This is a genomic window from Acinetobacter harbinensis, from assembly GCF_000816495.1.
Classification (GTDB): domain Bacteria; phylum Pseudomonadota; class Gammaproteobacteria; order Pseudomonadales; family Moraxellaceae; genus Acinetobacter; species Acinetobacter harbinensis.
The window spans coordinates 167,121-179,242 of the sequence record NZ_JXBK01000001.1; the positions used below are offsets into that span (position 1 = coordinate 167,121).

General features: G+C 43.4%; 9 protein-coding genes and 2 tRNA genes. 8 read left to right on the forward strand and 3 right to left on the reverse strand.

The annotated features are described in order from the left end of the window. Positions 1-131 precede the first annotated feature (131 nt). From gltX to SE27_RS00890, 4 genes are all read left to right on the forward strand, one after another. On the forward strand, positions 132-1,640 hold the full coding sequence (gene gltX, locus SE27_RS00875) for a glutamate--tRNA ligase (protein WP_039620025.1): 1,509 nt from the start codon (positions 132-134) through the stop codon (positions 1,638-1,640). 57 nt (positions 1,641-1,697) lie between these two features. Beyond that, a tRNA-Ala gene (locus SE27_RS00880) sits at positions 1,698-1,773 on the forward strand. Between the two features lie 35 nt (positions 1,774-1,808). Beyond that, a tRNA-Glu gene (locus tag SE27_RS00885) sits at positions 1,809-1,884 on the forward strand. A 123-nt stretch (positions 1,885-2,007) separates the two neighbouring features. Next, positions 2,008-2,349 (forward strand): membrane protein, encoded by a 342-nt coding sequence (locus tag SE27_RS00890; protein ID WP_039620027.1) that lies wholly within the window; start codon positions 2,008-2,010, stop codon positions 2,347-2,349. 40 nt (positions 2,350-2,389) lie between these two features. Here SE27_RS00890 and SE27_RS00895 read toward each other — a convergent pair whose 3' ends face one another. Together SE27_RS00895 and ettA are read right to left on the reverse strand one after the other, a co-directional pair. Continuing rightward, positions 2,390-3,334, reverse strand: a complete 945-nt coding sequence (locus SE27_RS00895; RefSeq protein ID WP_039620029.1) for a cation diffusion facilitator family transporter — start codon at positions 3,332-3,334, stop codon at positions 2,390-2,392. 284 nt (positions 3,335-3,618) lie between these two features. Continuing rightward, a complete protein-coding gene (gene ettA, locus SE27_RS00900) occupies positions 3,619-5,280 on the reverse strand; it encodes an energy-dependent translational throttle protein EttA (protein ID WP_039620031.1) in 1,662 nt (553 codons plus the stop codon). A 309-nt stretch (positions 5,281-5,589) separates the two neighbouring features. On the opposite strand from ettA, the gene SE27_RS00905 reads away from it, so the two are divergent. From SE27_RS00905 to SE27_RS00915, 3 genes are all read left to right on the forward strand, one after another. After that, positions 5,590-6,867, forward strand: coding sequence for an O-acetylhomoserine aminocarboxypropyltransferase/cysteine synthase family protein (locus SE27_RS00905; protein ID WP_039620033.1), 1,278 nt, complete (start codon positions 5,590-5,592; stop codon positions 6,865-6,867). 308 nt (positions 6,868-7,175) lie between these two features. Beyond that, positions 7,176-8,063, forward strand: a complete 888-nt coding sequence (locus SE27_RS00910; protein ID WP_039620035.1) for an SDR family NAD(P)-dependent oxidoreductase — start codon at positions 7,176-7,178, stop codon at positions 8,061-8,063. An 83-nt stretch (positions 8,064-8,146) separates the two neighbouring features. After that, a complete protein-coding gene (locus SE27_RS00915; RefSeq protein WP_039620037.1) occupies positions 8,147-8,461 on the forward strand; it encodes a hypothetical protein in 315 nt (104 codons plus the stop codon). Between the two features lie 50 nt (positions 8,462-8,511). Here the strand turns inward: SE27_RS00915 and SE27_RS00920 are convergent, their stop codons facing one another. Then, positions 8,512-10,872 (reverse strand): Tex family protein, encoded by a 2,361-nt coding sequence (locus tag SE27_RS00920; protein WP_039620039.1) that lies wholly within the window; start codon positions 10,870-10,872, stop codon positions 8,512-8,514. A 335-nt stretch (positions 10,873-11,207) separates the two neighbouring features. On the opposite strand from SE27_RS00920, the gene ompR reads away from it, so the two are divergent. Then, on the forward strand, positions 11,208-11,972 hold the full coding sequence (gene ompR / locus SE27_RS00925) for an osmolarity response regulator transcription factor OmpR (protein ID WP_004650626.1): 765 nt from the start codon (positions 11,208-11,210) through the stop codon (positions 11,970-11,972). Positions 11,973-12,122 lie beyond the last annotated feature (150 nt).

Below are 12,122 nucleotides of genomic sequence, written 5' to 3' on the forward strand. Positions count from 1 at the left end.
CTTATTTTTAGCCCATTGGGCAGTTTAGTCGTTTAAATAAAGCCCCAGCACTGCAATGTTGAATTTAACATTAAGTGCTGGGGCTTTTTCGTTATAATAGTTTTAATTCACATTCTGAAAAAATATTGATTATGACTGTTCGTACTCGTATTGCCCCTTCTCCTACCGGCTTTCCGCATGTCGGTACTGCCTATATTGCATTGTTTAATATGTGTTTTGCCAAACAACATGGCGGTGAATTCATTCTACGTATTGAGGATACCGATCAACTGCGCTCGACCCCTGAATCTGAGAAAATGATTTTAGATTCGCTGCGTTGGTTAGGCTTAAATTGGTCGGAAGGTCCAGACATCGGTGGGCCACACGCGCCTTATCGTCAATCTGAACGAATGGACATCTATAAAAAATATGCGTTAGAGCTGGTGGAAAAAGGCCATGCTTTTTATTGTTTTGCCAGCTCTGAAGAATTGGATCAGATGCGTATTGAGCAACAAGCGCGCGGTGAAAACCCACGTTATGATGGGCGCGGTTTATTGCTGTCAGAACAAGAAGTGCAACGTCGTTTAGCTGCTGGTGAAGCACACGTAATTCGCATGAAAGTACCGACTGAAGGCAGTTGTAAATTTGATGATTTACTGCGCGGTGAAGTAGAGATTCCATGGGCGCAAGTGGACATGCAGATTCTGCTTAAAACTGACGGTTTGCCAACTTATCATTTGGCCAATGTGGTCGATGACCATTTAATGGAAATTACTCACGTGATTCGCGGCGAAGAATGGATTCCATCAGCACCTAAACATCAGTTGTTGTATCAATATTTTGCTTGGGATATGCCAGTGCTGTGCCATATGCCTTTACTGCGTAATCCAGATAAATCAAAACTTTCAAAACGTAAAAATCCAACCTCGATCAATTACTACAAAGATATTGGCGTCCTGCCAGAAGCCTTACTCAACTATTTGGGCCGTATGGGTTGGTCTATGCCGGATGAAAGTGAAAAATTTGCTTTAACCGAGATGATTGAACATTTCGACATCAAACGCGTGTCACTGGGTGGACCCATCTTTGATGTGGAAAAACTCAATTGGCTAAATGGTCAATGGATTAAAGCCTTAACGTCGGCTGAGCTGCTGAATACTTTATTGGCTTGGAAATCAGATCGCAACACCTTAGAAGAAATTGCCGCGGCCATCCAACCACGGATTAATTTATTGTCCGAAGCGGTCAATTGGGCGGGCTTTTACTTCAATCAGTTCCCGACCTTGTCTAAAGAGCAATTTGTCAGTAAGAAACTCTCCGATGAACAAGTGCGTCAAAGCTTACAATTTGCAATTTGGCGCTTAGAAAGCCTATTTACGTGGAACAATGACACAGTCAGTCAAACCCTGATGGATTTAGCCACACAAATGGAAGTGAAACTGCGTGACTTTATGCCTACGTTCTTTATTGCAATTGCAGGTTCCACCAGTTCAACCCCCGTTATGCAGTCGATGGTCACGCTTGGACCTGATTTAACTTTCGCACGTTTACGTCATGCACTGGAAATTGTCGGCGGACCGAGCAAAAAAGAAGCGAAAGTCTGGGAAAAGCGCAATGAAAGTTTAAAATTGCCGAAAAATGATGCAATTGATCCATTATAATTAATTTTATAGTTGACGTGTGAGCGCAATGCCCCTAATATGGCGCTCACACAGACTGGGGTCATAGCTCAGTTGGTAGAGCGCTACAATGGCATTGTAGAGGTCAGGAGTTCGATCCTCCTTGACTCCACCACGTTTTATTATGCTTCACCTGTGTTGCCTCGATAAGTCCCTATCGTCTAGAGGCCTAGGACATCGCCCTTTCACGGCGGTAACCGGGGTTCGAATCCCCGTAGGGACGCCAAATTCAAAAAAGCCACTAATTCAATTAGTGGCTTTTTTATGCGCTAAACTTTATGTTCGGCTATTTTTGATTTTTATTTCATTGTGATTAGAATAAGCACTCAATTAAAATTGTGGAGTTGTAATGCAATACCGTTGCCCCAAATGCCAAAGTCCTAAAATTCTCCCTCTTGCTCAAGCCAATGGCCCTGCGGTACGACCGGTCGTGCCTAAAAGCTTGGTGGTACTCATCCCTGCGGTGTTTGTGTTATTGCTGTTGGTGTTAATCAGTATTGCGATGTGGATTTTTGCTGATGGCGCAGGCACAACACTGCAAGCTGCGACAGTGGTGGTGTTCTTGCTCTGCATCATTGCCGGCTTCTTTTTTTACCGCGATCTTCCTGATTTTAAAATTTCCATGCAAGGCTTTATGCAGTCGCAAAAAAAATGGAAATGTCGTGAATGCGATCACGAATGGGAAATTTAAAATAATAGATAAAGTTGCACATCAGCACGCAAGCTTAGGCCTAGTGCTGATGCAAATCTTCATCGCTATGTATATGCTGCTGTGGCTGACAAGTCGATTGAGCGATACATTCATCCTCTTCAATTTGTAAGGTCATCTCGGTAATGCCATGCTGATGACTGAGCATCTGCCACGCTTGTTGGTACAAAGCTTGATGATCGGCTTGAGGGGCATATAAATGCACGGTCAGATGCACATTTTTTGAAGTAATCGCCCAGACTTTCAATTGATGAATACTCTCTACTTGTGCCAAAGCCAGTAGATCATTACGCAGTGCCTCAATATCAATTTCTTCTGGCACCCCTTCTAATAAAATATTAATACTTTGTTTAAGTAACAGCCACGTTCTAGGCAACACCCAAAATCCAATCAACACTGCAATCAAGCTATCGACCCACATCCACTGGGTAAAATAAATAATCACTGCGCCAACAAACACTCCGACCGAACCCAAGGCATCACTTAATACCTCTAAATAAGCTCCTTTTACATTCAAGCTATCCTGTGCGCTGGAAAATAAAATCTTCATTGAGATTAGATTAATTATCAGACCAAGAATGGCCACCACCATCATCCCCAGACTTTGAATTTCTGCCGGATGAGAAAAACGCTGATAGGCCTCATATAAAATATACAGCGCCACCATAAACAACATCACCGCATTAAACAGCGCAGCTAAAATTTCAAAGCGCTGATAGCCAAACGTGCGTTTATCATCGGCTGGTAACTTGCCGATTTTAATGGCCACCAAGGCAATGGCTAAGGCCGCCACATCGGTAAACATATGGGCAGCGTCGGACAATAGCGCTAAACTTTGTGTCATAAAACCAGCCACGATCTCCACCAACAAAAAGATCGTGGTTAAGATCAAGGCGAACGTCAGCTTCTTAACATTGGCTTCGGTGACCACTGCATGACTATGATCGTGCCCATGAGATGCTGCCATTGTCCCCTCCTTGTTTTAGCGTGACTTATTGTGTGAATAAGGCTTGTGCTTAGATGAAGCATAGCAATCAACCCTAAGGTAATAAAATTACATAACTGCCCAAAACAGCCAAATCAATAAAGTACATGCCGCATAGGCTGGCACGACAAAGATCAATCGCCCCGACTATTGTTAATTCTTCTGATCTTAATAATTTAATACTTGAATCTATAGACAACTTTTTAAATTTTTTAAGCAAAAAACCAGCCCGTAGGCTGGTTTTTAAGTTACATCAAAATCAGCGATTAACCACCAATTTTTTTGTATTTAGAGCGCTTAGCATTGCTTGAATCACCTAAACGTGACTGACGATAGGCTTCATATTCAGCATAGTTACCGGCATAGAATTCTGGCTGATCATTTTCAAACGACAAAATATGCGTTGCAATACGATCGAGGAACCAACGGTCATGCGACACCACCATCACGGTGCCTGGGAAGACTAAAATTGCATCTTCTAGCGCACGTAAGGTTTCAATATCCAAGTCGTTTGATGGCTCATCCAGTAAGATCACGTTCGCGCCTTGCTGTAAGATTTTTGCCAGTTGTAAACGATTACGCTCACCCCCTGACAACTCACCGACACGTTTTTGCTGATCTTGGCCTTTAAAGTTAAAACGACCGATATAAGCACGTGAGGCAATTTCATAATCGCCCACTTTTAGGATATCTAAACCACCAGAAATTTCTTCCCATACGGTGTTTTTGTTATCCAAGGTGTCACGTAACTGACCCACATAAGCCACTTTAACCGAGTCACCTAAGGTGACTGTACCGGTATCGGGTTCTTGCTCGCCAGTCATCATACGAAATAGCGTGGTTTTACCGGCACCATTTGGTCCAACAATACCGACAATCGCTGTTGGCGGTACAGAGAAGGTTAAGTTCTCATACAATAAACGACCATCAAAGGATTTACTGATCCCTTCAACATCTACAACCTTATTACCCAAACGTGGGCCGGGTGGAATATAGATTTCAGAGGTTTCATTTCGTTGTTGGAATTCTTTAGAGTTCAACTCTTCAAAACGTTCCATACGGGCTTTATTTTTCTTTTGCTGACCTTTGGCATTTGAACGAACCCATTCCAGTTCTTTCTTCAACGCTTTGGCAAAAGATTCTTCTTGCTTGTTCTCTTGCTCTAAACGGGCATTTTTCTGCTCAAGCCAAGATGAATAGTTACCTTGATACGGAATACCCATACCACGGTCAAGCTCTAGAATCCACTCAGCCACGTTATCCAAGAAATAACGGTCATGGGTAATCGCCACGATCGTGCCGGCAAAGTCTTTTAAGAAACGCTCTAACCAAGACACCGATTCTGCGTCCAAATGGTTGGTCGGTTCATCAAGTAACAACATGTCCGGTTTAGACAACAATAGACGACACAGTGCGACACGGCGGCGTTCACCACCAGACAACAGCGATACATCGGCATCCCAAGGTGGAAGATTCAGCGCAGCGGCTGCTTGATCCATTTGGTTGCTTAAGTTGTGTGCATCCCACGAATGAATGATCGATTCTAATTTCTCTTGCTCTTTGGCAAGCGCATCAAAATCGGCATCTTCAGCCGCATATTCAGCAAACACTTCATCTAAACGCGCTAAGGCATCCAGTGGTTCACGTAAGCCATCTTCAACGTTGCCACGCACGTCTTTATTTGCATCTAACGGTGGCTCTTGCTCCAGATAACCGATTTTAATACCCGGTTGAGCACGCGCCTCACCTGAGAAATCTTTATCTACGCCCGCCATAATACGAAGCAAGGTCGATTTACCTGCGCCGTTTAAACCAAGTACACCAATTTTGGCACCTGGGAAAAATGATAAAGAGATGTCTTTTAAGATTTCGCGTTTCGGCGGAACCATCTTCGACACACGGTTCATCGTGTAAATATATTGGGCCACGTAGGACTCCTCTATAGAAAAAGCAAAATTCGCAGCCGAGCAATCTCAGCATGCGAACAAATATTCCAAGCATTATACGATGAAAGCGGGGAAAAAATAAGGCATAGCCGATATCTTCAATAGAATGTTACAACTGGAAAAAGTTAATTTTTTTGAAACTGTGTGCCACGCGATACATTTTTTCAGGCTGGCGGCAAAAATAAATTACTTATCAGAATTTAAGCTTAATTATTCAGTTAAAAACCCCTTTGATTGATATACAGAAATGCTAAACTCGATCAATATTTAACTCACGAAGATGACGTAAACATGAGCTACAAAGACGAAACACTGGCCATTCATGCAGGCTACAGCCCTGAAGCGACCACCAAAGCGGTGGCCGTACCTATCTATCAAACCACCTCGTATGCCTTTGATGACACGCAACATGGCGCAGATTTGTTTGATTTAAAAGTACAGGGCAATATCTATACCCGTATTATGAATCCAACCACTGCTGTTTTAGAGCAGCGTTTGGCGGCACTAGAAGGCGGGATTGGTGCGCTGGCTTTGGCCTCGGGTATGTCGGCCATTACCTATTCCATTCAAACCATTGCTGAAGTCGGTGACAATATTGCCTCGGTTTCAACCTTATATGGCGGCACCTATAATTTATTTGCACACAGCTTACCCAAACAAGGCATTGAAGTGCGTTTTTTTGATTATCAAGACCCTGAAGCACTGCGCGGTTTAATTGATGACAAAACCAAATTGGTGTTTGTAGAATCGATTGGTAATCCACTGGGCAATATTATTGATTTAGAAGCGATTGCCAAAATTGCACATGAATATGGCGTACCAGTCATTGTCGATAACACCGTGGCCACACCAGCACTGCTGAAACCCTTTGAACATGGCGCAGACATTGTGGTGCATTCATTGACCAAATATATTGGCGGTCATGGCAACTCCATTGGCGGTGCCATTGTCGACAGCGGTAAATTCCCATGGGGTAAATATCCAGAACGCTTTAAAGTCCTCAACACCCCCGATCCAAGTTATCACGGGGTAAATTATGTCGAAGCCTTAGGCGAAGCAGCTTATATCGCGCGTGCCCGCGTAGTGCCTTTACGCAATACCGGTGCCGCCATTAGCCCCCTCAGCGTATTTTTAATTTTACAAGGTTTAGAAACACTGAACTTGCGTATGGAACGGCATACTGAAAATGCGCAGAAAGTGGCTGAATATTTACAACAACATCCCAAAGTACAATGGGTCAATTACGCCGGTCTAACAGATCATCCACAGCATGCTTTGGCACAAAAATATGTCAAAGGCAAACCTTCGGGCATTCTTTCTTTTGGCGTGCAAGATGGTCTACAAGGCGGTACACGCTTTATTGATGCACTAGAACTCTTTACCCGTTTGGTCAATATTGGTGATGCTAAAAGTTTGGCCTGCCACCCTGCCACCACCACGCATCGTCAGTTAAATGAAGATGAACTCAAGTCTGCAGGGGTCAGTATTGATATGGTGCGCTTATCCGTCGGTATTGAGCATATTGATGATTTACTGGCCGATTTAGAACAAGCATTGGCAAAAGTCTAATATTCAATCAAAAGCTATTCCCTGATACTGTGTGCAAGCATGGCTGAAGGGAATGGCTTATTAGCAGGATGATTTATCTTTGCTTTCGTTGCACATTCATGTTAATAATTAAAAGATTAAGCGAATAATAATAGAGCAATTACTCTAATTATATTTGTAAATTCAATTACTTAACTATAGCTTTTTTTTAAACATTGGTTATCATCATTGACGTAAAATCGCTCAAGCAAATAATATTTGAGCCGAACAATCATCTATAAAAAACATAATTTGGAATTTTGTTCTACTAAAAATCAGGGAATAACTGCGTGAATTCAAGATTAGAAAAACTGTTTAAAAATAAGGTCAATGGTAAAGTCGTTCTAATTACCGGTGCATCCAGTGGGATTGGTTTAACCACTGCACACAAGTTGGCCGATGCCGGCGCTCATGTATTATTGGTGGCGCGTACCAAAGAAACTTTAGATGAAGTTAAACAAGAAATTGAAGCCAAAGGCGGCCAAGCTTCGGTGTTCCCGTGTGATTTAAATGATTTGGCCAGCATTGATGAAGTGTCGAAACAAATTTTAGCTTCAGTCGATCATATTGATATTTTAATTAACAATGCCGGACGTTCTATTCGCCGTGCAGTACATGAATCATCTGATCGCTTTCATGACTTTGAACGCACCATGCAGCTGAATTATTTTGGCGCCATTCGTATGGTGATGAATATTCTGCCGCAAATGATGATTCGTCGTGACGGTCACATCATTAACATCAGCTCGATTGGTGTATTGGCCAATGCAACCCGTTTTTCAGCTTATGTGGCTTCTAAAGCCGCATTAGACGCGTTTAGTCGTTGTCTTTCAGCTGAAGTGCATTCTCACAAAATTGCCATTACTTCAGTGTATATGCCATTGGTTCGTACCCCGATGATTGCACCGACCAAAATTTATAAATATGTCCCGACGTTATCGCCAGAACAAGCAGCAGATTTAATTGCGTATGCGATTGTGAAACGTCCGAAAAAAGTGGCCACGCATTTGGGTCGTTTAGCGTCAATCACTCATTCTATTGCTCCAGATATTAATAATAAATTGATGTCGATTGGCTATAACCTATTCCCAAGTTCTTCGGCTTCAGTCGGTGAGCCACAAAAACTCAATTGGGTACAAAAAGCATATGCACGCTTGTTCCCAGGTGAGCATTGGTAATACGGATACTCATCAAGGCCAGTCAATTGACTGGCTTTTTTGTGCTATAACCTCAGCTCTATGTTATTTTCGGTGGATGGCTTATGCGCATTGCTGCTCTTATTTTCAAATACGGCTGTTGTGCCTTTGCTCTTTTTTTGTGTTATCAAATCGCCACTACGCTGCGCCAAGCCGACTACGACTTAATGGAAATCGTCAATGATATGGGTACGATTCTAATTTGTATCGATCTGGCGGTGTTTCTACATTTCAACAGCGCTCTTGCTACGCTAAAAATAAAACAAGCATCTCCCTCGCCTGCCACCGTCATTACACCGATTGAAAAAATGAGTCGCAAATTGGGTCATTTGGGCATTATGCTGATTATTTGCAGTTGGATTGTGCCCAAACTGGCATAAAAAAAGCCTCCCAAATCGGAGGCTTTTTTATGCGCTAAACAATATTAAAATTATTTAGACCCTTTAATGCCTGCTTGTAATAACAATGCACCCAAACCACCAATTTTTTGCTCTTGTGGTTTAGCGGCTTGTGGTTTTTTCGCCGCTGGACGCTCGCCTTGCGGACGGGTATTTTGCGGACGTTTCGCTTGTGGCTTACGCTCAGTACGCGCTTCAGTTTGTGCATTATCACGGCGTGGTTGACGCGGCGCTTTTGCTGGTGCTTCTGAACCTTCCGGACGCATCGATAAATTCACACGATTACGTTCTGTATCCACTTGCAAGACTCGCACTTGAACAATTTGACCCGGCTTGACCACTTTATGTGGATCGGCCACAAACTCATTGGCCAATTCAGAGATATGCACTAAGCCATCTTGATGCACGCCCACATCGACGAATGCACCAAAGTTAGTCACATTGGTAATCACACCTTCAAGCTGCATGCCTTCGGTTAACTGTGCAACTTCGGTAATGTCTTCGCGGAATTTTGCAGTACGGAATTCTGGACGTGGATCACGACCCGGTTTTTCAAGTTCAGACAACACATCTTGGATGGTCGGTAAGCCAAATTTCTCATCGGCAAATTCTTCTGCATTGACCTGACGAATAATTTCAGTGTTACCAATTAGGTCTTGGACCGTGGTCGCTTTGGCTTCAACAATTTTACTGACCAAGGCATAACTCTCAGGATGCACCGCAGATGCATCTAGCGGCTCAGAACCGTCTTGAATACGCAAGAAACCGGCCGCTTGTTCAAAGGTACGCTCGCCTAAACGGGGTACATTTTTCAATGCTTGGCGGTTGTCAAAACGACCATTTTCTTTACGGTAATCAAAGATTTGTTGCGCAATTGATTTATTCAAACCGGCAATATAAGACAGAATCGCAGGCGATGCAGTATTTACATCCACACCGACTGAGTTCACGCAATCTTCAATCACAGCTTGCAAGGTTTTGGCCAAGCCCGTTTGATTGACGTCATGTTGATATTGACCCACACCAATCGATTTTGGATCGATCTTGACCAATTCTGCCAACGGATCTTGTAAACGACGTGCAATGGATACTGCACCACGAATTGCCACATCCAATTCAGGCAATTCTTGCGATGCCAATTCAGAAGCTGAATACACCGATGCACCGGCTTCAGAAACCGAAACGCGGGTCAGTTTCAAATCGGGGTTTTGTGTCATCATCTCTGCCACAACCGCTTCAGTTTCACGGCTAGCAGTGCCATTGCCGATAGCAACTAAATCGACCTCAAATTCACGGCATAAACGTGCCAGCTCAGCGATTGAACCGGCTTTGTCTTCTTTGGGTGCAAACGGATAAATGGTGCTATGCGCAACCACTTCACCGGAGGCATTCACCACCGCCAATTTCACGCCAGTACGAATACCGGGGTCGACGCCCAAAGTACAACGCGCGCCAGCTGGTGCAGAAAGCAGTAAATGACGTAGATTTTCTGCAAAGACATCCATTGCTTCAGCTTCAGCCACTAGACGTTTTTCGGTCAACAATGAATGTTCAATTTGCGGACGAATTTTAGCAGACCAAAACAATTGAGCGGTTTGCTTGAGAAAATCAGCCCGTGCTTGCGGCTGAACTGTGGCTAAATCTAATTCAGTTTCAATACGCGCCACAGGTGCAGCATCTTCGCCTTCTACTTTAAGGCCCAAGACATTTTCTTGACGCCCACGCAGCATGGCCAATAAACGATGTGATGGCACTTTGTTAAAGTTTTCAGAAAAATCGAAGTAATCACGGAATTTTTTACCGACTTCTTTTTTATCTTCACTGGCCACTGAACTTTTCAGCACCGCTGTTTTGGCAAATGTTGCTTTTAATTCTGTGGTCAACGCAATATTTTGCGCCCAATCATCAATTAAAATATGTTGGATCGCATCCAACTGACTTTCAAGATCGGCATAATCGGCATGGCTAAAACCTGCCAAAGCTTCAGTAGGTTCAACCGCTTCATGCGCAATTTTTTCTGCAATCGGGCCTAAACCCGCTTCTTTGGCTTTAAACGATTTGCTGGTCCGCTTTGGACGATACGGCGCATAAAGCTCTTCTAACGCATTCTTGGTTTCAGCAGCGTTGACGCGGTTCAGTAAATCATCCGACAATTTATTCTGTTCTTTCAGTGATTCAATGACTTTGTCACGGCGTTCAAATAAATCACGCAAATAAGACAAACGCGTGTCGAGTTGACGTAACTGCGTGTCATCTAAGCCTTGAGTTGCCTCTTTACGGTAACGTGCAATAAAAGGAACACTTGCACCTTCATCAATCAATTTGATGGCAGCTTGTACTTGATTTGGACGTGCGGCAATTTCTTTTGCTAACTGCTGAACTAAGTCAGTCATCGTGTTTGATCCCACAAGGATAAGTACTAAATGGCATGATTATAAAGACCAAGACTATAAAATCCACAATTGTTTTTATTAAATTTATAAGTGGTCAATATTGCCAATTGATCTACTGCGATAATTCACCCTTAAATTAAGTGATAAATCTATTTTTAATCGCGCTCTAAGTCGCCATTCAGCGTATTTCAGATGTATACGTTTGGTATCTATGTCTTGATTTTAACTGCAATATTTGTTGCTTTAGAGCATAGTCAATCGATACAAATGAATCGTATACTCAAGCTTATCCGAACTTTTGTTTACGATGACAATAAAGAATAAAGGAGCACATCATGAGTTTAGTGGTACCTGCTGAAAAAACCGATCCAGTACATACTGAGACAGATCGCGTCGAACGCATTCTGGTGGTCGATGATGATGTTCGATTACGTACCTTATTACAGCGCTTTTTAGAAGATAAAGGCTTTGTGGTAAAAACTGCCCATGATGCTACGCAAATGGATCGTTTATTACAGCGCGAACTGTTCTCCTTAATTGTGCTGGATTTCATGCTGCCGGTTGAAGATGGTTTAAGTATTTGCCGCCGTTTACGCCAATCCAATATTGATACTCCAATCATTATGTTGACTGCCCGTGGCAGCGACTCAGACCGTATTGCCGGCTTAGAAGCAGGTGCGGATGATTACCTACCTAAACCGTTTAACCCGAATGAACTCTTGGCACGTATTCGTGCTGTGCTGCGCCGTCAAGTTCGTGAAGTTCCAGGTGCGCCAAGTCAGCACATGGAAGTGGTTAGTTTTGGCCCGTGGTCATTGGATCTCTCTACCCGTACACTTACCCGTGAAGGTCAAGTGGTTACCTTAACCACGGGTGAATTTGCGGTACTCAAAGCCTTAGTACAACATCCACGCGAACCCTTAACGCGCGATAAACTGATGAATCTCGCACGTGGCCGTGAATGGGGTGCGATGGAGCGCTCGATTGATGTACAGGTGTCACGTTTACGTCGTCTGGTCGAAGAAAATCCAGCACGTGCGCGTTATATTCAAACCGTTTGGGGCGTCGGTTACGTCTTTGTTCCAGATGGTGCAGAATAAGCAGCACATGGTTTGGATAGCAAAACTTTGGTTATTCAAACCCCGATGAAATCGCGGTAAATACCATTCACAAGCTGACTTTTAGCTAGCCCCTTTGGGTGAGTACAGTATTTTAAGTCAATACGTTTTGTGAATGGTTCAATTCCTGCT